Below are 22,337 nucleotides of genomic sequence, written 5' to 3'. Positions count from 1 at the left end.
TTAATTACTACATTCATTATTGACGATATGAAAACATTATTAAAACTATTTATGTGCATCAGCCTGACGTTGGTCTTCACGTCTTGCGAGAAGTATCTTAATGTTTCGGATGAATTGGCTGAAGAAATGGATATGGAAAAGATATTTTCCAATCCTGTTAATGTGCGCAAATTTCATAGAAACATTTATACGGGAATACCTAATACTGCTGACTATGCCCGCGGGCTCACAGGATTGAATCTGCCCTGGCCGCAGATGTCTGACGAAATTGATAAGACCTCTGACGGGACCGATGATAATACGTTTCTGTACAATGCCGGTTCGACTACCTTAGGACGATGGTCACTCTATCAGCAGATCAGGCAGGCAAATGTTTTTCTGGAAAATGTAAAGGAAATCCCGAATAAGGGAGACGCCGATTTCCTTGCGCAACAAGAGGTAAATGAATTAAAGGCACAGGCCCGTTTCCTGAGAGCATATTATCATTTTTTGCTTTTTGAACTTTACGGACCTGTCCCGGTTATGAATACAATAGCAGATCCTTCTCAGAAAGATATTGACTATGCCCGGAATTCGGTAGACGAGGTTGTAGATTTTATCGATAAAGAATTGATAGAATGCATTGCTGATCTCAAAGATCCCAATCTGAATGATCAGCAAAATCTGGCTGTACCTACAAAGGGAACAGCACGTGCATTGCGTACCGTCTTACTGACCTATGCTGCAAGTCCGCTGTACAATGGCGGATATCAGGAAGCCTTGAATCTCAGCAATAAAGATGGTAAGAAATTGTTTCCTGCATATTCTAAAGAAAAATGGAACAAAGCGCTTGCTGCAGCTAAAGAGTTTATTGATTATGCCAATTCGGGTGTGTATGAACTCTACAAAGTATATGATGCCGGCAAATACAATCCGGACAGAAGTCTGTACGAGTTATTTATGACGTATAACAAAGAGACCATATTTGTACGTTCGGATGTATCCTGGGGATCTGTACCACGCGCAGGAGTGGATGGCTATTCAGTGCCAAGAGGTGCCCGCGGAGGCGGTACCACGACAGGATATCTTTCTGTCTTGCAGGAATTGGTGGATGATTTCTTTATGATCGATGGTAAAAGTATTGAAGAATCACCGAAATATGTAGAGGAGGGGTTTTCCAAAGCCGGGGATGACCCTTCCGGCCGTACCAAAGTAGGGACATATAATATGTATGTCAACAGAGAACCACGTTTTTATCAGACAGTATTCTACAATACCCGCAACTGGCATGTCGGCAATGAAGTTATTACTTTCCAGAAGGGAGGCAACTCAGACAATTCGCTCACAAAGATTTACCCTAAAGCCGGAACAATTCTTTACAAAAGACTAAGCAAGAAAGTATATGATCAGGGCAGTAATCCGAAAAGCGAGTACAGACCGGGGATTATCTACAGACTGGCCGACCTGTACTTGCTGTATGCTGAAATCCTGAATGAAGTAGACCCAACTCATCCGGATATCGTGGAATACATAGATCGCGTGCGTTCCCGTGCAGGTATACCTTTGCTAAAGGATATCAATCCCGGTATTCTGGGGCAACAGGAGAAACTAAGAGAAGCAATCCGCAGAGAGCGCAGAGTAGAGCTTGCTACTGAAGGACAGCGTTACTTTGATGTGCGTCGATGGATGCTGGCTGAAACGGAGGGGTATAAGCAGGGTGGACAGGTTTACGGAATGAATATGGAAGCTCCGACATTAAGCGGTTTCTATAAACGTGTTCCGATCGAAACCAGATTGTTTTCCAAAGCAATGTATTTTTATCCGATTCCGCTGACCGAAATACAAAAAAGCAGATTATTAGTGCAGAATCCAGGTTATTAAGAGAAGTGATTGGATTTGTTGAGTTTATATAGTAGGCTAAAGGGTGTGGATTTCCACACCCTTTTTTTGTTTATAAATGTTCATTAAAAATCTGTACCTACGCACTCCAGCCATTCCTCTGATTCCTCAAAAGCGGATAACAGGGACAAAATCCTGTTTGTCGGTGCTGCTGGTTGCCCATATCTGTATCTTTGTCCCATTGGCTGTGCCACCTCCATTGACATCCAGTCTGGAAGAAGGTGCACAGGCAGGCGTAAATGAAAAGGTCGACGTACCTCTGTTATTGGCTGTCCAGCGCTGTGCAGGTCCGTTGTCAAATGTCCAGATACGCACTTGTGTTCCGTTAGCTGTACCGGCTGCAGCTACAGCCATTACTTTACTGGTGTCCAATTTGCTTTTGAAGTTATATTCCGTGGCATTTGCCTTACGAACCAACCATAGTTTGGAATTATTAAGAGTGGCATTATCCATTAATTCTATTACTGTTCCGTTAGCAGTAGCACCGTTTTTGACTGTTAAAACAGTGTTTTGATTTAATTTGGAATTCAAAGAATAATAGGCTCCTTCTATTAAAGCATCATCTGAGTTGATAAGACTTACATCGGTTGCCGGTTCAGGAAGGTTTAAGGCAGAGATAAGGCCTATCCGGGCTGGAGAAAGATTAAATCCCCATTTCTGAAAGAAATTAGTCAGATTTTTGCCGGATGTCTTTGAGGCATAGAAAGCCAGAGCTCCCAGTCTTTCATCCACGTTAGTCGTCGTTCTGTTAGGAAGGGGGTAGGTAATACCAATTTCTTCACGCACCATCTTATGCAAATTCTTCATGAAGTCTTCACCAAATGCCAGCATCAGTTGTTCAAACAGCATCAGTTTGGTATAGTTCTCCGCTGCGGTCAGATTCTTTGAAGCATCAGGCTGAGCAAGATAGACTTTTGCATTTGTCCAGTTTGTTCCGGAGACATAGCGGTATGTCGGTTCGTAATATTTTTTAGTGTAGGAAGCGTAAATGTTAGGTGCAGCCTCGCCCAGTACCGCATAAGGTGTGATCGGCCATAACTGGTGCAAATGACCTATTTCATGCCATAGCCCCCATTGATCTACTGTAGAGCCGCTAACAATGTTTTTCGCTTTGAAGACTTTATCCCATGCAGCAGTACCTGTCAGTCTTACCAACCCTTTGTGGGTAGCATCCATGTAGCCGCTGTTTTTTTCAATTATACATACCTTTCCATCAGGTTCTCTATGCAGAGCACTGCTATTATCCAGTCCGCTTATTTCATTTTCACGACTTATAATCAGATCTACAGCAGAAAGCACTGTATTCGGATCTGTACTGCTATAGTTGTTATAGCGGCTGCGTGTAAGAAGAATATAGTTTTTTTGTCCGATAAGGGTGACATATTCCGCATCGCTATAGGTTGTCAGTTGATCCGACCATTCAGCAGCTGTCGTCTGGCCAAGCTTGAACAAAGGTACCTGTGCATAGCCGCTTATAAACTCTACTGTTACACTGTCATTGGTATTGGGAGTGGCAGAAACATATTGCAGATACATGTTTTTTATAAGCGTAGGATTCAGCGTATTGAGACCTGCATCTAATGCATAAGTCTGTTCCGTATCCAGCTCAGGAGTACCGACGATCAATACCGGTTTGACAGTACTGCTTCCGTGAAAAGTTACCTTTACCTGCAGAGCGGTACTCGCTATCGGTTTTAATCCTGTGGGATCAAAGTCGCTGTAGGATAATGCAGTACGAAGCCGGTTGCCATCTGTGACATATTCCATAGATTGACGGATCGTAAATTTGCTGGTACTTTCGTATTTAATATTACTAAAATACGTGGCTGAACTGGCCAGCGCAACATTTGATAATCCAGGAGCCAGATCTGCCTTTTTAGATTCAGGACCAAAATTTTTGCTGCAGGATGTCAGACTCAGAAGGCACAGGGAGAGTGACAAACTGAGTGTCTTTACATTTTTCATAATCATGAGTTTACAGGTTTGTAAATGATTTATATTTTGTTAGTTAACCTAAATCTAACTAAAATGTTAGTATCAACAGAAGCACAAACGTTTGCGTAGTAAACGAAAACGTTATAGCCGGAAATGAAGCAAATGATCTGACTTTTAGCTATATATCTTTCTGAATAGAGAACGATGCAGTTTACTACTATGGCTTTTTGCTTTAGAGGCTTGTAATAAATTTGATTTAGGCTTGCTATTTGGACATAATAGTCTTAGGTTTGTATTTATTTTAATTTAATCTAAATAAATACAATGGCATTTCGGACAGGATTCGGGTGGCTCGGAAAAATAATAATATGTTATCTCTTACTGATGCCCTTTATTGTGACAGCACAGCAGGATATCACGGTCAGTGGGACAGTTAAGGATAAAGAAGATCAGCAACCAAATGTTGGAGCGACGGTTTCTCTGACAGGGCAAAGTAAGGTATCTACAGATGAAAAGGGAAGCTTTATCTTTAAAAATAATAAAGCCGGAAAAGCAATATTAAGGGTGTCAGCAATCGGATACCGGGATACTATCATACAGTTGGCACTTACACCAGATCAGAGTAATGTAGTATTTAATGTATTTATTTCCAGAGATAACCGTCTTTTAACTGAAGTGAAAGTAGATGGAATCACAGAGAAGCAACAGCGTAAGACGCAGGCCATACGTGCTGTCGTAGTGGACGCCGCAGCTGCTCAGGAGCAACCGGCTACTTTGTCAGAGCTCATAAACAGATCTCCCGGCATTCGCGTGAGACAGAGTGGAGGTCTGGGGAATGAAGTCGACCTTTCCATTAATGGATTTCAGAGTAATTCGGTACAATATTTCCGGGATGGAATCCCTTTAGAATATCTCGGAGGAGGTTTTGGACTCAACAATGTTCCGGTCAATCTGTTGGATAGGGTCGAGATATACAAAGGAGTTGTTCCGGTTTCCCTGGGAGGTGACGCGTTGGGCGGAGCGATCAATATGGTCAGCAAAAAAAATACAGGTACAAAAGTAGATGCCTCGTATGAAATAGCCTCTTTCGGGACACATATTGCTTCCTTATCAGTAATGAAGACTGATAGACAGAACCGTACTTTTGGTGGTTTTGAGGCCTTTTACAACAATTCCAGAAATAACTACAATGTGGATGTATCTGTAGTAGACCAAAATGCCAATCTTGTTCCTGTACGTGTACCCTTATTTCACAATAACTATAAACAGTATTTTGTAGAAGCTTATGCAGGTGTAAGAAACCGAAGCTGGGCAGATGAGCTGCGCTTTTCGCTGGCTCGCTATGATATCGATCGGGCTTCACAGCATCCCGCCCTTATGACTATCCCATACGGTGCTGTAATGGTCTACAATCAAGGGTGGGTGCCGAGTCTGCGTTATACAAAAAGTTTTATGGATCAACGGCTTAAAATCGATCAGTTTACCTCTTTGAGCTTTATTAACAGAGCACGGATAGATACTGTTAAAGGGTCGTATGATTGGTACGGTACTTTCACCCCGGGCAATAGTATAGGGGAAAGTCCGAGGCCAGCTTTGTCAGATATTAACTTCCGGAATATCATGAACAGAACTAATGTTATATTTGATATAAATAGTCGTAATAAGCTGGAATATAATTTTGTATATAATTATAGCAAACGTACAGGTGAAGATAAATATGGTATGCGGTTTAATGGAACTGATATCGATATTCTGAGTAAAGAGGCTGTATACAATAAGATCATATCCGGCCTTATGTGGGAATCGAAATGGATAGAGGGCAGACTTACCAATCAGATAACGGCCAAACATTTTTACTTCCGTACAAAAGGCATTAACGGGTTTCTGAGCAACAGCAGTAACCTGGAAGATTATACTACCTATAGCGGACACAACTGGGGAGCATCTGAAGCAGTTAAATACCAGATCAATGATCACAGCTTTGTTAGATCTTCTCTGGAATGGACTAATCGTTTGCCAAGAGATTTTGAAATCTTTGGCGATAATGATACAAGGGCTCCTAATTTTGAGTTGAAACCGGAGAAAAGTCTGAATATTAATCTGGCTTATCGCTATGGACGTGAAAACTGGTCTGTAGAAGCCGCTGGTTTCTACCGCAAAACAGAAGGACTCATTCTGCTGGTACCGGTGCAGGCTCCTTTTGCACAATACCAGAATCTGGATAATGTAAGAGGCTATGGTTTTGATATCGATGCAGAATATCGGTTGAGTAAGCAGCTCCGTATTTCTGCAAATGCCTCCTGGCAGGACAATCGTATGGCAGATGTAGAAGAAGGACTATATAAATGGATAGAAGGTACGCGACTGCGTAATACTCCTTATTTCTTTTCAAATGCAGGCCTTTATGGGCAGTTCAACGGCTGGGGAAGTCGCGGTGATATTTTCAGACCATATTTCAATTGGAATTTCATACGCGAATTTTACCTCAATAATATCCCGCGTGATCTGGAACCGGGTGGTTTTCTGGGATTGTCGGGAACAGCAGGTGTGCCGGTTACAAACATAGTTCCTAATCAACATCTGTTATCCGGAGGGTTTACATATCATTTTGTCAGGAATGGACTTACGGTAGGAGCAGAAGTAAAAAATATAGGAGACGCCAGGCTCTTTGATTATTATAAAATCCAGCGTGCAGGTAGAAGTTATCACCTTAAGCTGACGTATACATTGAATTTAAAACAATCGTAAAATATAAAATACACGGATATGAAAAAACGAAATCTAATAGGATACATTGCACTGGGAGTTCTGGCTCTATGGACAACAGCATGCAGTAAAAACGATAATCCGACACCGCCGGTAGAAGAATCATCTTCCAGATATGTACTTATCACATTGGCTGATCGGGTAAGTGGTAATAAAGGAGGCTTTGTAAGCTCCTTTGCTACTTATCCCACTGGAGTAATCTCCAATGCGACAGCTAATTCACTGGAAGGGCAGGGTATGGGCGGATGGCGTGTACATAATAATATGATTTTCAAAATGTTCAGTACCGCAGGTTACGTTAGTGGTATAGAAAAAATTGAGGTCAGCAAGGACGGGAAAGTCACTGCAGGCAAATTTATCTCTTCCAAGATACCAACAGAAGCTGCTAAATACTTTGGAACAGGCAATCTTGTTATCCAGAATGATAATGCAGGATATTACTGGGATGCCGCAGAACCTCTGAAAGTACAGAAGTTCAACCCTACAACTATGGTCAATACCGGTTCTGTAGATCTGTCTGCGGCAGTTAATGCTAGAGGTAAAGACGAAGCATTAATAAAATTCAGAGCTGCCGGACAAAAATTCTTAGCTATAAAAGGAGGTAAATTATACGTCAATCTTACCTATGCTAAAAATGATGCAAGTCAGGTCGGGTTTTTCGATGATTTCTATACGGATGTATATCTTGCGGTTGTCGATATAGCGACTGGTACATATGAAAAAACTATTACCATAAAGGAAACAGGAAGTATCGCATATATCAATGAAAACCATATGTATGACTTTGATACCAATGGCGATTTGTATATCGTCACTCAAGGGCGTACGGCTGTAGGTGGCAAATCCAAAATTGTGCGAATCAAAGCTGCTGAAACAGACATTGACAGTTCATGGGAACTTAAATTCAGTGATTTCAGAGCTGCAGATGATGGTAAATTTACCAATGTATTTGCGAAAGACGGACGTCTTATCTTCACACTCAATACGGAGAAACTGACGGGCGGAGCTACAGGAAATATTAATAGTGAAGATATCTGGAAATTTTATTCCCTGAATGTAAGCGACCGGAAATTCAATGCCATAACAGGAGTACCTACCGGAACTAATCCGGGAGCTGCTATGGTAGCAGTAGAGGTCGATGGGAAAGTTCTGCTTCGTGGTGCTACTAAGGCAGGTGAAAACGGATATTACGAATATAATGCAGGTAGTAATACGGCTACCAACTCTTTCTCTGTCAATGTAGGAGGGGCGGTGTCCGGATTTGTCAAAGTACAGACAAAGTAACATATTAATACCTATGAAACAGGGCGTACCGGATTCGGTACGCCTTTTTTTGTGTTTTGACCTTCGGGAAAAGACTGTTTACGCTACTTATTTATATTGAGTCTAATTATTAATAAAATGAAAAAGATGTTTATTGTATGTGGCCTTTTGTTTGCCACTGTAGCCGTTCAGGCCCAGGAGAAAACTCCGCTTTTCCGTATCGATAAAAAACAAAAAATTGATAGTGAAGTATATCAGTTAGTCTATAATCCGAGTATGGATCAGGTCTATGTTGCCGGCCCGAAACCAGGTTTCAATAAAGAAGTGGATAATTACATCTATGTACTTAACGGGCAGGATCTGGTTGTTGTGGATTCTATCAATGTTGGTAAAAATCTGCCTTTTGGTATAGCATTGAACAATAAAACACAGACTTTGTATGTTGGCCATTCGCTTCAGAGTGCGGTGAGTGCTGTAGATCTCAAAACAAAACAGGTTCAGCTAATCAAAAATGAACGCAGCAAATCTAAGATCAGAGAGTTAACTGTAGATGAGTCCCGCAATAAAGTGTATGTGTCTGATCATGGTAACCCGTCAATATGGGTGATTAACGGAGATTCCAAAAGCATCCAATCTTTTATGGAATATCCGGGTGGTTCCTTGTTAGGATTGGCTACCGATGCAGAAAAAGGGAAAGTGTATGCCACGGATTCAGAGACTATGGAAGGAAATATTCTGGTCTACAATGCAGATAACGGTGCACTCGAATCCAAATTCCAGACCTGGTCATACTGCCCTTTGAATATTACATTAGATAAGAGCGGCAACCGCATTTTTGTGAGTCAGTCAAATGATAATAATATCACTGTAGTGGATAGTGGTACAGGCAAAATCATTAATAAGGTATATCTGGGATATGATGCATCTCCGATAGGTATAGCCTATGATGCGGATAAAGATGTACTGTATGCTGCTAACCGTAATAAGAAAGAGGTAGTTGCAGTGGATATGAAAACGTATAAAATACTGGAACGTATTGAAACACAGGGATTACCTAATACCATCAGCATTAATGCTGGTAATGGAACTGTGTATGTAACAAATAAACAAGTTGGCCGTAAAGGTGAGCCTGTTGAAAACGGAAATACAGTTATGAAAATCGTAAGAAGTTTATAATACTGCAAGTGTGTTGGTTGAGTAAAGGTCATCTCTTTGGAGATGACTTTTTTCTTCGGAATAAATATAGAATACTAAAGTTTTGGGATTGATCATCTCAAAGGAAAGCAACAGCATTTAAATTATGGAACTACCAGGCAAAAGAAACTATTATGTAACGCTCAAAAGAATATTGGAAACGGTTCATGCCTCTGGACATAAATTGACCAGACAGCGTGAGATAGTGATACAGATGATCTGTAAGCTCAAAATTATAGATGATGTAGAGCAGATATGGCTCCGGTTAAAAGATGAATTTGATATTGCATTGGCAACTATATACAGTACAATAAAGCTTTTATGCTCCTTAGGGTTGATGGGGGTGAAGTATCAGACTGATACCCGGAAACGTATATATCGATTGGCAAATCGATAATTCCCTCTCTTTTGTAAGGAGAACCTGTTCCGACTGGTCGGAAGGGTTAGGGAGAGGTTTTGAACTGATGTAGATTAACCTCTCTGCCCTTCGGGCATCTCTCCTTAAGAAGGAGAGAAAAAGTTGTAACGGTGGTTCTGCGAATGGTTAGGGAGAGGTTTAGAGATCTAATATCGAAACCTGCGTCAGGAAACCTAAATTAACTTAAGTATTTAATAGCGTTATTTGGCGTCCCCGCCAAATTATAGAGCCAGAATTACCATACTGCCGGTGAGGACACCGGCAGACGCGGGCAATACTACTTATCCACCTAAAGCTATCCCTTCGACTTATAATAACGGTTCTGCGAGGCTAATTCCCTCTCCTTTGTAAGGAGAGGGTTAGGGAGAGGTTTTGGACTGATGTAGATTAACCTCTCTGCCCTTCGGGCATCTCTCCTTAAGAAGGAGAGAAAAAGTTGTAACGGTGGTTCTGCGAATGGTTAGGGAGAGGTTTAGAGATCTAATATCGAAACCTGCGTCAGGAAACCTAAATTAACTTAAGTATTTAATAGCGTTATTTGGCGGGGACGCCAAATTATAAAGCCAGAATTACCATACTGCCGGTGAGGACACCGGCAGACGCGGACAATACTATTTATCCACTTAAAGCTATCCTTTCGACTTATAATAGTAGTTCTGCGAGGCTAATTCCCTCTCCTTTGTAAGGAGAGGGTTAGGGAGAGGTTTTGGACTGATGTAGATTAACCTCTCTGCCCTTCGGGCATCTCTGCTTAAGAAGAGAGAAAAGTTGTAACGAAGTTACTACAATAGAATTGGGGCTGTCCGAAAAGATTAGATACCCCTTCCTTTTTATGCGATTTTATACGTACCTCCCTTACAGTATCATTTCAGATATGAAATTTTCAAAGGGTTGGACTTGACTTTTTATACACCTTTTTTACTATTTGATAAACCAATTCCCTCTCATTTTTAAGGAGAGGGTTAGGGTGAGGTTTTGCAGTTTTAAAATTTACCTCTCTGCCCTTCGGGCATCTCTGCTTAAGAAGGAGAGAGAAGTTGTAACGGCGGTTCTGCGAAGGCAGAGGGAGGTTTTATCTTTAATCCACAACTTAATGCTGCTTTTGTATTTACTGTTCTTTTTCCTGTCTGCGGTCCTGTGCAGACTGATCTTCCGCTACACCGGCCTTCCAGTACGAAAATGCATAAAGTTCCTGATTGCTCCAGTTCAGTTCTTCACGGAAATAGGTGCGCAATGCCTTGACGGAGCTGTATTCACAGGCTACATATGCAAAGTGTGAACCTTCGTCAGGTATAGATACTTTCAGCACTTCTTCCGCCAAACTGCTTCCGGATTCAGGATGCCCGTTGAAGATCCATTGGATAGTAAATCCGGGGTGTCCGAGTTGAGGTTGTATATCTGTAGGAGAAGAGACTTCCAGAATGCAATGTCCTTTTGCTTCTGCTGGTAAACTTTCGAGAATACTGGCCAGTACCGGGATGGCTGTAGCATCTCCGATCAAAAAATACCATTCCGCGGCAGGATATAACGGATTTTTTCGAAGTTTCATCGCTACGCCCAAAGCATCTCCTTCCTGCGCATGAAGAGCCCACGAAGAAGCGGGACCATTATCACCATGGTTTACAAAATCAATCATGATCTCTTTATTCGCTACATCTATACCCCGATGTGTATACGTTCTGACAATAGGCTTTTCATTGTCTGCAGGATTTATCCAGGCTCCCTTTTCAGCATCGAATACAGGGAAAACAACGTCTTTGGTTCCTGCCGGAGGTATAAAAATCTTATTATTAGCTCCGATAGTACATGCCGCAAATTCTGCAGCACCGTCTCCCTGAAGAGTAACCCGTATATAATGAGGTGTTATAAATTCTTTTTTACTGACATGGAATATATGTCTTGCTATAGCTGTCTGTTCCATAGGGCTATTATTTTAATGCTTTTATGATTTCGTCTATCATCATATCCGTAGAGGTAATACCACCTCCTGAAAGATACCAGATTTGTGGATTGAGATAGATAAGTTTGCCGTTTTTGTAGGCATTTGTTTGTTGGATCAGTTTATTTTCAATTTCACTTTTATTACCGGCTTTACCGGCAACCACTGCATTACGGTCTATGATAAAAAGATAATCAGGATTAGTCTCCGCTATAAATTCATTGGAAATCTTTTGACCATGTATAGCCACTTCCAGTTGCTCCTGAGCCGGCTTTACACCAAGTACATCATGGATAAAACCAAAACGGGATCCTTTACCGTAAGCACTGAAACGACCATTGTTGTGCAGGATAATCAAAGCCTTGTGATCATCTCCTTTTAGCTGACCCCGAGCCGCTTTTAATTTTTCATCAATAGCATCCAGTTTAGTTTTGGCTTCTGCCTCCTTTCCAACCAGTTGCCCGATCAGAAGTGTATTTTTGCGGAAAGATGCCATGTAGTCTTTATCATCTACACCGACAAAAACAGTAGGAGCTATCTTATTCAATTCATCATAAAACTTTTCCTGTCGGCTGGAAATCAGGATGAGATCCGGATTCAGTGCATTGATTTTCTCGTAGTTGGGTTCTTTCACAGATCCCACATTGGCTATTGCTTCCTCATTTTTGTATTTGATAAGATGGTCCGGTATATTATCTTTTGGAACACCGGCTACAGGAATGCCCAGTTGATCCAGTGTTTCTAATGCGCCGATATCAAATACTACAATCCGGGAGGGGGAAGTGACGACCTGAGCTTTACCGAGTTTATGTTCTACAGTGATGGAGTCAGTAGCTGCCCCGTCATTTTTCTTAGTACTGTTGCAGCTGGCTGCTACAGCCAGAAGTATAATACAACTTATATTTTTGATCAGTTTGTTCATATTAATTCGAATGTTATATGTGTAAATAATAAATTTTAATTTTAAAAATCAGATATTGAAGTAATTACAGATTTTGGAAGCGCCATTTTCAATAATGTCAAATTCAATGTCAAAAATTTCCTTTAGTCTTTTTGCATTAATAACTTTCTCCGTGTCCTCATGGTAATAAATGGCTCCGTCTTTCATGGCAATAATCTGATCAGAGTATTGCGCTGCAAAATTAATCTCATGAATGACCATAACCACTGTTTTACCAAGTTCATCAACCAGTCTGCGTAAGGTTTTCATCACCTGTACAGCATGTTTCATATCCAGGTTATTAAGCGGCTCGTCCAATAGAATAAACTCTGTATTCTGAGCAATAATCATAGACAGAAAAGCACGCTGACGCTGTCCGCCACTCAACTCATCTATGTACGCATCCTGAAGTTGCTCCAGTTCTGAAAAAGCAAGTGCCTGATCGATATATTGTTTATCCTCAGCATTGAGCCTTCCCTGTGAATATGGAAAGCGTCCGAAAGAGACCAGATCCCGTACCGTCAGTTTGAGATCAAGATGATTCGATTGGCGTAGAATCGAAAGGTGTTTGGCAAAATCATTACTTTTGTACTGCGTGACGTCCTTATCCAACAAGCTTACCATACCCTTATCTTGCTTCAGTAAACGGCATATTATCGATAGCAAAGTACTTTTACCAGCTCCGTTAGGACCAATAAGAGAGGTAATCTTTCCCCGGGATATGTTAGAAGAAATGTTTTTCAACACTTCTTTATCTCCATATTGTTTAGATATATCCTGAAATTTGATCATATGCGTTTTCGTGATTTTAAGATTAAGTACATAAAGTAAAGCCCTCCTGCGAAATTGATAACAATACTTACTGTCGTAGAAAAATTAAAGACATGTTCAACCATAAATTGTCCTGCAAGTAATGCAATACAGGCTATCAGACCACATATCCAGATCATAACTTTATGTCTGGAAGACGGAGTCAGTTCGTAGGTAAGATTCGTAACCAGAATACCCAGAAAGGTTACCGGTCCGACAAGGGCTGTAGAAACGGATACCAGAAGGGAGATAATCAGCATATACCGTTTGATCAGTCTATTGTAATCCAGTCCCAGGTTAATAGCATGCTCTCTTCCCAATGCGAGGACATCCAGATATTTAACATAGCGTTGCGCCCATAGGAGTGTTCCAAGCAGGACTACTGAAGCAATCAGCAGCAGACTGCTGTTCATCTTATTGAACGAAACAAACATATAGCCCTCTATCACTGAGAATTCATTGGGATCTATGACAATCTGCATAAACTGACTGATGGTCTGAAACAGTGTCCCAAGTATCAGTCCGATCAGCAGCAGATGATATATATTGCGCTTACTTTTTCCAAAGATCAGCATGTACATCACCCATGAAAAAAATAACATCAGCAGGATCGCATAAAAGAAATTATCCGTTTGTGAAATGACCTGAAAAGTCTTATCCCCATAGACAAATACAATGATGGTCTGGAAAAGGATAAAGATCGATTCATATCCCATAATAGAGGGAGTGAGTATCTTATTGTTGGTAATCGTCTGAAAGATCATCGATGAATAAGCTACGCTGATTCCGACGACAACAATGGTCGCCAGACGAATGGCACGTCTGGGGAGCACATAATCGATATTGCGACCCGTATCGTAAAAAAGAAACGCGACGATAAGTACGGCCAATAGTGCCAGCATGATCCATACACGAGACTGTTGTTTCATCTGTTACGTTTTAGGATCAGTAAAAAGAAGATAATTCCCCCTGTAATTCCGACCATCAGTCCGATGGGGATTTCGTAGGGATATATAAGAACTCTGCCCAGTATATCGCATACTAAAAGAAAAATAGCACCTATCAATGCCGTATAAGGCAGATTTTTGCGGAGATTGTCGCCGTATATCATACTGACAATATTAGGAATGATAAGCCCTAAAAAGGGTATAGCACCTACGGTGACAATAGTGACACTCACAGTAACTGAAACTACAAATAACCCCAGATTGACAACTGTCAGATAGGGAAGTCCGAGGTTTTTTGAAAAACTCTCCCCCATTCCTGCAATAGTAAAGCGGTCTGCATAGACATAACTGATCAACACGGCAGGCAAAATAATGTAGATGGTTTCATATTGTCCCTGAAGAACTGCGGAAAAATCGCCCATTAACCATCCTTGTACATTTTGGACAATATTATGCTTATAGGCAAAAAATGTAGAGATTGCTCCCAGAATATTTCCGAATAGAATACCAATCAGCGGAATGAATACCGTACTCCGGAAGCGAATACGCCTTACCATAGCCATGAACAGCATACTTGCAGCAAAGGTAAAGCACAAAGCAAAGAGCATTTTATAGACCAGTGATTCCTGTGGGATGAGTAGTAAACTGAAAAGGATTCCCATTTTTGCAGCTTCCAGAGAACCTGCCGTAGTTGGTGACACAAATTTGTTTTGTGTAATCTGCTGCATAATAAATCCGACAATACTGAGACCTCCTCCGGCCAGTATCAGTGCCGCTGTACGTGGAATTCTGCTGATCGTAAAGACCAGTAGCTGATCTTCCGACAGATGGAAGATCTCAGAAAGAGAAATCTCTTTGACTCCTGTAAAAAGAGAAACAATAGCCAGGAGTATAAGAACTATAAGAAACAGAATGCGCATTAATATCTTTTGCGGTATGCTTTTACTATAAAATAAATAGGTTTTGACAAAGACTTTCCTCTTTATCAAAACCTACGAATGAGTTTTACTTATCGGATCAGCGTAATCGTATCACCGTTGGTATCTGCAGGAGGGGCAGGCTGTCCTTCCACTGGTCTGCCACCTTTAGCTTTATTAATCACATAAGCCGCTCCCGTCTGTGGAGATACTTTTACATTATTTGGATGCGATCCTGTCGGTAAATCCGCCAGTACAGCATAAGTGGCAGCATCTATGACAGTAGTTGTACCTGTCTGGCGGTTAGCCGAATAGATTCGGTTACTTTTCTTGTCATAGCTGATACCAATCGCTCCGGCACCTGTCGGAATCGACTTGAGTACTTGTCCTGAAGTCGCATCAAGGACTGTTATCGTACCGGATTTCTGATTAGCAACAAAGATGTGGTTGCCGTCAGCTACAAGATTCACCGGAGATTCTCCTCCGGAAGGGAAGCTTTTTTCTACTTTATGACTCTTCAGATCGATCACTGCCACTTCATTAGTGCCCATATTCGTGATATACATTTTGTCTTTACGGTCATTCAATACCATACCTGTGGTCGTTTTACCTGTATTTTCGATGCTGTGAAGATAGGTGTTGGTTTTACCGTCAATCACCCATATACTGCTCGGATCGCCCACATCAGAGATATAGATCAGGTTATTGTCTTCATCTACCAGAACTTCACGAGTATGACTGTTATCTTTTCCATTATTAAATGTGGCAATCACTTTACCGGTTTTAATATCCACAGCACTGACAGAATGCGTACGGGTATTCGTCGTGTACAACGTTTGAGTTTTGTGGTTGATTCCCAGACCAAACGGTGGATTTTCTTTCATGATAATGCTATCTGTAATCGCCAGACTTTCCGGATGGATTTTATAAATGGCTCCGCCCGGTTGTGTTCTGCTACCTGCAGAAGTCACGTAGATAAATCCATTCTGCTCATTGACAACAGCTTCATAGACACCCTTGCCGGCTGTAGAAGATTTAACAACTGTTTGAGCTGTTGCTGAATGTCCCCATGCCAGGAAAGCAAACGCAAATGATGAAGCTATCAGGATCTCCTTTTTGAAGATATGTGGTTTTTTGAAATTGTACATAAATAAATCAGTTTTGATATGTGAAAAAATGATATTAGTTTAATTTTGCCTGCCACCAGTCATAAAAAGCCGGAAATGCTTTGTGCCAGTACCATGCTCCATGTCTCCCTTCCGGATTGATGCTGATTTCCAGCTGCGGATGATTTTTTTCACGAAGCATATCTGTAATTTGCAGTACATCTGTATTCATAGTGACAGTGCTGCCATCAGGTTTGATCCTGTTTTCATTCCCTCCACCATAAAAATAATAGTGCTGGTCACTGATAGCTGTCTGATGACCGATGCGTGTGATCGTTTTTTGTACCTGCCCTTCGTCTAACCATATGGAAGGTGAAAATATCCCCAGCGATCCGAATACATCCGGATACGAGAGCCCGGCATATAGTGTCAGTAATCCTCCAACAGAACTTCCGGCCATAGCGGTGTGCTTTTTGTCAGGCATCGTGCGGTAATGACTGTCCATATAAGGTTTAAGGGTATGGACAATAAATTTGAGATACTCCGCTCCCTGAGGTTTTGGAAATCTGCTGTTAGGCGATACAAAATATTCATTCTGACGGTCTTCTTTGCTTTCAGCATGAGCTACCGCTACGACTATGGCACTTTGACGGTGATGGTCTATGGCCTCATCGACACCCCATTCCAGCGGACCTATACGTCCCTGAGAAGTGGCCTCATCAAATAAATCCTGACCATCATGCATATAGAGCACAGGATATTTTTTATCGGATGTATCGTAATCTTTCGGCAGATAAATCCATACCGGACGTGTTACAGCAAGTTGGGGAATATGGAATGCACTGTCCAGCAGACGAATCTGTGGACTAGCTGTAGAGGCCGGGAAATCGTCCCTCCAACCCACGATATCGACCTGAATAACAGTATCCTTCTGGATCATTACGTTTCGCGGAGCAGTCAGCGTACCTATTGCTGTAGATTCTAATGTCTGCCAGTCTCCTCTGGTAAATTTAAATTCCAGAAGTCCGGCTTTAACCTCAGGCAATAGAATGCGGTTATGCAAAGAAGTTGTTCCTGAAGGCAAGGTATCAAGAAGATGAAGTTTAGGATTCCAGCCGTTAAAGTTTCCGGTAATATATAAAGGGCTGTGACGATGCGTTGCAGGTGTACTCTTCACTTCAATGGTAACCTGATATTTGGACTGACTACAGGCAGGAAGGACAAAAATCAGATAGCTAAAAAATAAAGGAAGAATACGCTTAAAAACCATGTTATGACTAAATATTTGTAAAATGCAGATGTTATAATTTTGCTAATTTATAATTATTCTAAATAAATTAAGATCTTTATTAATAATAATTATAAATAAAGACATAGCTGTGATAAATGACATTCAAAATGTCTCTACGATATAAGAAAGGGGAAATATCACATGTGATATCGCCCCCTAATAAACATAAAAACAAACTATTATCTTGAGAGCCGGTATGCTGCCAACCTTAATTTTTCTTGTCCGAACCCGGATATTGCTTTCTACTGCTGCAGTTCTCAGGAATTGAGCCTGCGGAGATTTTTATAAGCAAGCTTAATATGGGTTTTGACCGTATTGATCGAAACCTGCAATCTATCCGAAATCTCCTGATACTTGAGATCGCCCCAAATATTCATATCAATTGCCTCCCTTTGTCTGTCCGGTAGCAATTGTATACTCGCAGCTACATCCTCCAGACGCTGCTCATAGGCTATACGAAGTTCCATATCATCATGATCTTCGCTTATATGGTGAAAATCCGAAGAAATATCCTGTATAGGAATGTGTTTCTTCTTCAGTACATTGAGACAATTGTTGCGGATCGATCTTACCGCATAATGCTCAAACTGCCCCTCGATTTTCTCTGCCCTGTTCTTCTGCCACAGCAGATAGAAAAAGTCCTGAACAATATCCTCAGCTTCCTGATGATCTTTTACATATTGGAACGCTACTTTGCATAACATTTCATAGTATTGCTCGAAATATGCTTCAATCAAATTTATGTCTGATCTCTTGCGCAGTGCCATTACTCTATTTTTATTTAGATTAATTATAAATAATTGCAATTTTACGGTTTAATTTTAGAATCTGCAAATATTTATTCAGGTAATTGTGGTCTTTCTATCTCTATAGGCTGAGCAGCAAGGGCTTCCAGAAAGCGAATAATAGCTTCCCGCTCTTTCAATGTGATCCCCAGCGGTTGCAAATGGGAAGATTGTTGCGGATACAGACTGTCTGTTTCCTGTCCGGATTTTGCTTTAGGCTGAGGCATACCTGCATTATACTGGTTAAGCAACATACTTATATCATTAAAGCGTCCGTCATGGAACCAGGGAAAGGTGCGTACAGCATCTCTCAGTCCGGGAGTTTTGAAGGCTCCTATGTCAGCTTTATTAAGGGTGATTTCATATCTGCCCAGATCCTGATTTTTGGTTCCGTAGTTGCTAAAACCCAGATTATGAAATTTGCCATCCGTAAAGAAAGGACCATTGTGACAGTTGAAACATCTTGCTTTGGTACGGAACAGGTGCATACCCCATATCTGTTGATCGGATAAAGCTCTTCCTCTTCCTTTTAGAAAATTATCAAATCGGGTAATATTGGATGAAATTGTCTGCTGGAAGTAGGAGAGTGCTTCACCCAGCTGATCTGCATTCATCTTGTCTGTTCCAAAAGCAGCCTGTATCCATGTTTTGTAACCTTTGATTGCATGAATATGACGCAGAGCAGTATCTATAGGCGTATTCATTTCATTCGGATCTTCTATTGGAGATTTGGCAACCTGCCGGAGCTTATCTTGACGTCCATCCCAGAAGAAGAGCTGCTGAGACCAGATATTCTGTAGAGAAGGGGTATGTCTTCTTCCGATCCGGTGATTGCTCCCTATGGCTTTCTTACGTCCGTCTGTCCAGTGCATATCCGGATCATGGCAGGACGAGCATGATATCTGCATGGATGCACTCAGTCTTGGTTCAAAGAAAAGCCTCTTGCCAAGGGCTATTTTAGCCTGTGTGGCAGCATCTTTTTGATTCCATATCGGAGGAGCGGGTAATGGAGCCCATTCCTGATATACAATATCTTTATCTACATGCGGAGCCGGCCATTGATCCACAGGTTTTTCGTACTGTGCCCTGAGAAGTACAAAATCCGGTTCTTTATCAGGCTCCTGTGTCCAGAAGGACTGAAGAATAACTGCTGAAAATAAGACCAGAATTAGGATCAATGTATTGCGTATCAATGTTTTGCTATATTAGAAATAAAGAAATAAGGAAGCGGATGCTCTGCTTCTGCTTTTGCCTGTCAGATCAGGTACTGTATTGGTTCGCTGGATATAGCCGAACTGGGGCTGGACACACCATTTCATCTCTGCCAGTCTGAAAAAATATTGTACAGCAATATCGGATTGCAGGTATTGAGCCTTGTCATAGTTTACATCCGATTTGATGACTTCTTCAATAAAAGGGTTGGTACTTTTGGAATTATAGGTGAACTCCGTGCTGTGTGGAGTAGAATAACCTACTCGCATCTCTACATTGAGTTGTTCTGAAAGCGTATGTCTGACTGCTACAGTCGTGATCTGACGCCCCCGTTTGCGGCTTACCATCATATTTCCGTCTGCCTGATTGGTATAGCTATTCTCTACAGAACCCCATAATGATGTATTTCTGTCCCATAACCGGATATCTTTAAACACCTTTAATCCAATCAGCTGCTGCAGGTAGACATAGTTATTACCTGAAAATTCTACATTCAGATCCCTGCCTTTGGTCTGCGAGGCACGGATGAGGACACCCTGTCCATGATGACTTATACTGAATTGTCCTTTGAGCTGCTTCAGATCGTAATCACCGTACATGTCATATCCGTCATATCTTCCGGAAGAATTTCCCCTGTCATATTCTTCATGGATCGTTTCGTAGCCAATATCTCCTAACAGGAGAAGGTCTTTAGACTGATATCGTCCTTCCATTCCTATACCGCGATAATCCTGATTGTTGGTATATACCCGGTCTGAGAAGGCTAATGCAGGACGTATGGTGCCATATCCGTTAGACAACCAGTTGAGGTACTCCGGGAATTGAGTTGACTCATAATATTCTTTATTGCGGTAATCAACCTGCGACTCCTGTTGGCCATATCCCCAGGTTCCTCTTACTCCGAAGCTTAGTTTACTCCATTTTAGATTCAAACTTGGTTGCAGTTTTAGTTTGAAATGTTTGAGCACCGCTCTCGGATCGTTCGTACTGTAATGATCGCCCATAGCATAGTCCGTTGCAAGGGCGAAATAGACCGGTGACCATACTTTGATACCCGTCTGTGTATTGATTGTATAATTTGTGCGGGTGTAGTGAACGGCACGCTGAGCGGCATAAAAGTAAGGAGAGGACTGCTCGTCATCCTTTCTGTGTCCCCATCGTATGCTGTCCAGCTGTTGTTTTTCATATATAAATTTCCCCCAGAACCAGATGTTTTTAAGTTTTTTACCACCTTCTGCTCTGAAGCTGCCTAAAGTCTGTTTTTCAGCATCCTGATAGGGTTTGAACTTGCCTTTAACTCCTGTAAACTGCAGTTGTGTAATACTTAGTTTGTTGGGCATAAGCGATTCTAACTGTACCGCATAACCTTCCTGCGCATGTTCATACCGCTCTGCTTGCATCGGGTTACTCAGCAGGTAACGGGAAGAGTCTGTCTGTGCATATTTTTGTTCAGCGGGTTGCTGAGCGTTCACGCATAGCGGATTAGCGAAGTATACTGCAAAGGCTGTAAATACTTGGAGGCAATAGAAAAATAAGATTCGGGATCGTTTCATTGGTAAAAAGCTTATATGTATTAATCTTTGAATCCTCCCGGAATAGCAGGCATAATCCATTCAAAATCATTAGAAGAATTGTTGGTGTCCTGGAGTATACGTCTGCCGTCTACAATCCGGGCAACTTTCCGCATAAGTGCCTGTGAGCTGTACGAACCTAACGGAACAAAACCGAATCCTGCATCGAGTTCAGGACTTAGTTTTTTCGGAATACGCCGGTCTGCAGTATTGGGCTGTGTTTCCACAGCATCAATAATGTATTTTTTAGGGACACGGGTATATAATGTTTTTCCTTCAATGGTAGTTTCTTTAACTTCTGCATATTTGGGCCACTTTTTGATATCTTCAGATGTCTTAAAAAGAGCATAGCCTATGCGGCCGATATTGTCCATCATCATCGTTGCACCGAATCGCTGTATGACAATGAGGCTTGTTTTGCCTGGTGTCGGAATATCGATCAGGGATTCGGAGACACCTTCCTCCAGGTAAGGTGTGGTGATAACTTCAAAATCAGCCTTACTTAAGTCTACAGTGAGGTCGGGCCGGCTCACTTCATAGACCTTTCCATTTTTATTTGTAAAAGGAGCTTTATGATTGATGGCGCTTCGGGCAACCACAAGTCCCTGACCCGGCTGAACGGGATAAGTCGTTCCGTTGCCTGGAAACATATAGATGGCCTGTGCGTAGAGATAATCTGTATTGGCATTGGCAGGTGCGATTTCTGTTCCTAATGCCTGTCTCCAGTCAAACTGTCCGTTTTCCAGTAATTTTTCAGGCATACGATAGGTGGTGGAAAGCCTTCCGTAGACAAACATCATGCAGAGGCTGTCTGCATAGAGCACTTCATCAGAATTATTGTAAATTTCGAAAAAGTTGTCACGCAGAGAGGCTGCTTTATAGAGGTCCGATCCGGCATAATACAATTGTTTGATGACCCAGTCTCCTGGTACTGACTTGTGCAGGGTAAGACTAATCTGATTCTGGTTGCGGGTAGGCAATATTTTGTAGCCATTCTCTGCGGCATTAAATGTGACTTCCCGTTTGCTTTTTTCGCCGAAAACCTGTTCGTATTCTGCTATAGAAAAGTTTTTGACGACCTGTATATCGTACTTTCCACTGCTTAGCTCCGGAATAAAAGCAACACCATCAGCATCAACTTTTGCAGAATCTTCTGTTCCTGTCGTCAGATTTTTGAGGTAGACGGTATAGCCTTCGGTAGAGAGTTGCGGACGTTGGTATGCGGATTCATATTCCACTCGTACGGCCAGAGTTGTGGCTTTGAGATCAGGACTGATATCTTTCTGACAGCCTGTGAATGTTAGGCATATTCCGGTCAGGATAAGACTGTAGATGTAAATATGTGGTATAGATTTTTTCATGATG

General features: G+C 41.6%; 17 protein-coding genes. 5 read left to right on the top strand and 12 right to left on the bottom strand.

The window, feature by feature from the left end; translation table 11 throughout:
• Window positions 1-27: 27 nt before the first annotated feature.
• Window positions 28-1,860, top strand: a complete 1,833-nt coding sequence (locus I6J02_RS20385; RefSeq protein ID WP_201679595.1) for a RagB/SusD family nutrient uptake outer membrane protein — start codon at window positions 28-30, stop codon at window positions 1,858-1,860.
• A gap of 126 nt (window positions 1,861-1,986) precedes the next feature.
• On the opposite strand, the gene I6J02_RS20380 is transcribed toward I6J02_RS20385, so the two are convergent.
• Window positions 1,987-3,843, bottom strand: coding sequence for a M60 family metallopeptidase (locus I6J02_RS20380; RefSeq protein ID WP_236582199.1), 1,857 nt, complete (start codon window positions 3,841-3,843; stop codon window positions 1,987-1,989).
• Window positions 3,844-4,137: 294 nt separating this feature from the next.
• On the opposite strand from I6J02_RS20380, the gene I6J02_RS20375 reads away from it, so the two are divergent.
• From I6J02_RS20375 to I6J02_RS20360, 4 genes are all read left to right on the top strand, one after another.
• Complete coding sequence (locus tag I6J02_RS20375) at window positions 4,138-6,561, top strand: TonB-dependent receptor (RefSeq protein WP_201679593.1); 2,424 nt, start codon at window positions 4,138-4,140, stop codon at window positions 6,559-6,561.
• 18 nt (window positions 6,562-6,579) lie between these two features.
• Window positions 6,580-7,863 (top strand): hypothetical protein, encoded by a 1,284-nt coding sequence (locus tag I6J02_RS20370; RefSeq protein WP_201679592.1) that lies wholly within the window; start codon window positions 6,580-6,582, stop codon window positions 7,861-7,863.
• Between the two features lie 117 nt (window positions 7,864-7,980).
• Entirely contained in the window at window positions 7,981-9,018 is a 1,038-nt protein-coding gene (locus tag I6J02_RS20365; RefSeq protein ID WP_201679591.1) for a YncE family protein, read from the top strand.
• 124 nt (window positions 9,019-9,142) lie between these two features.
• Window positions 9,143-9,433 carry a transcriptional repressor gene (locus tag I6J02_RS20360; RefSeq protein WP_201679590.1) on the top strand — a complete coding sequence of 97 codons (291 nt, stop codon included), beginning with the start codon at window positions 9,143-9,145 and terminating at the stop codon, window positions 9,431-9,433.
• 1,129 nt (window positions 9,434-10,562) lie between these two features.
• Here I6J02_RS20360 and I6J02_RS20355 read toward each other — a convergent pair.
• The 11 genes from I6J02_RS20355 to I6J02_RS20305 all read right to left on the bottom strand — a co-directional run bounded on the left by I6J02_RS20355 (window position 10,563) and on the right by I6J02_RS20305 (window position 22,333).
• Window positions 10,563-11,375 carry a siderophore-interacting protein gene (locus I6J02_RS20355; RefSeq protein ID WP_201679589.1) on the bottom strand — a complete coding sequence of 271 codons (813 nt, stop codon included), beginning with the start codon at window positions 11,373-11,375 and terminating at the stop codon, window positions 10,563-10,565.
• 7 nt (window positions 11,376-11,382) lie between these two features.
• Complete coding sequence (locus tag I6J02_RS20350; protein ID WP_201679588.1) at window positions 11,383-12,315, bottom strand: siderophore ABC transporter substrate-binding protein; 933 nt, start codon at window positions 12,313-12,315, stop codon at window positions 11,383-11,385.
• Window positions 12,316-12,363: 48 nt separating this feature from the next.
• Window positions 12,364-13,125, bottom strand: coding sequence for an ABC transporter ATP-binding protein (locus I6J02_RS20345; protein WP_201679587.1), 762 nt, complete (start codon window positions 13,123-13,125; stop codon window positions 12,364-12,366).
• Window positions 13,122-14,072, bottom strand: a complete 951-nt coding sequence (locus tag I6J02_RS20340) for an iron chelate uptake ABC transporter family permease subunit (RefSeq protein ID WP_201679586.1) — start codon at window positions 14,070-14,072, stop codon at window positions 13,122-13,124. Before I6J02_RS20340 ends, I6J02_RS20345 begins: the two co-directional genes overlap by 4 nt.
• Window positions 14,069-15,010 carry an ABC transporter permease gene (locus tag I6J02_RS20335; RefSeq protein ID WP_201679585.1) on the bottom strand — a complete coding sequence of 314 codons (942 nt, stop codon included), beginning with the start codon at window positions 15,008-15,010 and terminating at the stop codon, window positions 14,069-14,071. Before I6J02_RS20335 ends, I6J02_RS20340 begins: the two co-directional genes overlap by 4 nt.
• 89 nt (window positions 15,011-15,099) lie before the next feature.
• The gene (locus I6J02_RS20330) at window positions 15,100-16,155 is read right to left on the bottom strand and encodes a YncE family protein (protein ID WP_201679584.1); all 1,056 of its coding nucleotides are present in this window, start codon (window positions 16,153-16,155) and stop codon (window positions 15,100-15,102) included.
• Between the two features lie 34 nt (window positions 16,156-16,189).
• Window positions 16,190-17,383 (bottom strand): alpha/beta hydrolase, encoded by a 1,194-nt coding sequence (locus I6J02_RS20325; protein ID WP_201679583.1) that lies wholly within the window; start codon window positions 17,381-17,383, stop codon window positions 16,190-16,192.
• Between the two features lie 278 nt (window positions 17,384-17,661).
• Complete coding sequence (locus I6J02_RS20320; RefSeq protein WP_201679582.1) at window positions 17,662-18,171, bottom strand: RNA polymerase sigma factor; 510 nt, start codon at window positions 18,169-18,171, stop codon at window positions 17,662-17,664.
• A 71-nt stretch (window positions 18,172-18,242) separates the two neighbouring features.
• A complete protein-coding gene (locus I6J02_RS20315) occupies window positions 18,243-19,382 on the bottom strand; it encodes a cytochrome-c peroxidase (protein WP_201679581.1) in 1,140 nt (379 codons plus the stop codon).
• Between the two features lie 12 nt (window positions 19,383-19,394).
• Entirely contained in the window at window positions 19,395-20,954 is a 1,560-nt protein-coding gene (locus I6J02_RS20310) for a DUF6850 family outer membrane beta-barrel protein (RefSeq protein ID WP_201679580.1), read from the bottom strand.
• 20 nt (window positions 20,955-20,974) lie between these two features.
• Window positions 20,975-22,333 carry a DUF4876 domain-containing protein gene (locus tag I6J02_RS20305; RefSeq protein WP_201679579.1) on the bottom strand — a complete coding sequence of 453 codons (1,359 nt, stop codon included), beginning with the start codon at window positions 22,331-22,333 and terminating at the stop codon, window positions 20,975-20,977.
• Between the last annotated feature and the right edge of the window lie 4 nt (window positions 22,334-22,337).

Source organism: Sphingobacterium spiritivorum (assembly GCF_016725325.1).
Lineage (GTDB): Bacteria > Bacteroidota > Bacteroidia > Sphingobacteriales > Sphingobacteriaceae > Sphingobacterium.
The sequence above is the reverse complement of the archived record's forward strand: the minus strand, read 5'-3'. Positions and strand labels throughout refer to the sequence as shown.

What these genes read in the sequence shown, in the direction of transcription:
- I6J02_RS20310 (WP_201679580.1), bottom strand. Translation starts at nt 20,954, where the DNA reads ATGAAACGATCCCGAATCTTATTTTTCTATTGCCTCCAAGTATTTACA.
- I6J02_RS20335 (WP_201679585.1), bottom strand. Translation starts at nt 15,010, where the DNA reads ATGCGCATTCTGTTTCTTATAGTTCTTATACTCCTGGCTATTGTTTCT.
- I6J02_RS20370 (WP_201679592.1), top strand. Translation starts at nt 6,580, where the DNA reads ATGAAAAAACGAAATCTAATAGGATACATTGCACTGGGAGTTCTGGCT.
- I6J02_RS20320 (WP_201679582.1), bottom strand. Translation starts at nt 18,171, where the DNA reads ATGGCACTGCGCAAGAGATCAGACATAAATTTGATTGAAGCATATTTC.
- I6J02_RS20345 (WP_201679587.1), bottom strand. Translation starts at nt 13,125, where the DNA reads ATGATCAAATTTCAGGATATATCTAAACAATATGGAGATAAAGAAGTG.
- I6J02_RS20385 (WP_201679595.1), top strand. Translation starts at nt 28, where the DNA reads ATGAAAACATTATTAAAACTATTTATGTGCATCAGCCTGACGTTGGTC.
- I6J02_RS20375 (WP_201679593.1), top strand. Translation starts at nt 4,138, where the DNA reads ATGGCATTTCGGACAGGATTCGGGTGGCTCGGAAAAATAATAATATGT.
- I6J02_RS20365 (WP_201679591.1), top strand. Translation starts at nt 7,981, where the DNA reads ATGAAAAAGATGTTTATTGTATGTGGCCTTTTGTTTGCCACTGTAGCC.
- I6J02_RS20340 (WP_201679586.1), bottom strand. Translation starts at nt 14,072, where the DNA reads ATGAAACAACAGTCTCGTGTATGGATCATGCTGGCACTATTGGCCGTA.
- I6J02_RS20325 (WP_201679583.1), bottom strand. Translation starts at nt 17,383, where the DNA reads ATGGTTTTTAAGCGTATTCTTCCTTTATTTTTTAGCTATCTGATTTTT.
- I6J02_RS20330 (WP_201679584.1), bottom strand. Translation starts at nt 16,155, where the DNA reads ATGTACAATTTCAAAAAACCACATATCTTCAAAAAGGAGATCCTGATA.
- I6J02_RS20380 (WP_236582199.1), bottom strand. Translation starts at nt 3,843, where the DNA reads ATGAAAAATGTAAAGACACTCAGTTTGTCACTCTCCCTGTGCCTTCTG.
- I6J02_RS20350 (WP_201679588.1), bottom strand. Translation starts at nt 12,315, where the DNA reads ATGAACAAACTGATCAAAAATATAAGTTGTATTATACTTCTGGCTGTA.
- I6J02_RS20305 (WP_201679579.1), bottom strand. Translation starts at nt 22,333, where the DNA reads ATGAAAAAATCTATACCACATATTTACATCTACAGTCTTATCCTGACC.
- I6J02_RS20360 (WP_201679590.1), top strand. Translation starts at nt 9,143, where the DNA reads ATGGAACTACCAGGCAAAAGAAACTATTATGTAACGCTCAAAAGAATA.
- I6J02_RS20355 (WP_201679589.1), bottom strand. Translation starts at nt 11,375, where the DNA reads ATGGAACAGACAGCTATAGCAAGACATATATTCCATGTCAGTAAAAAA.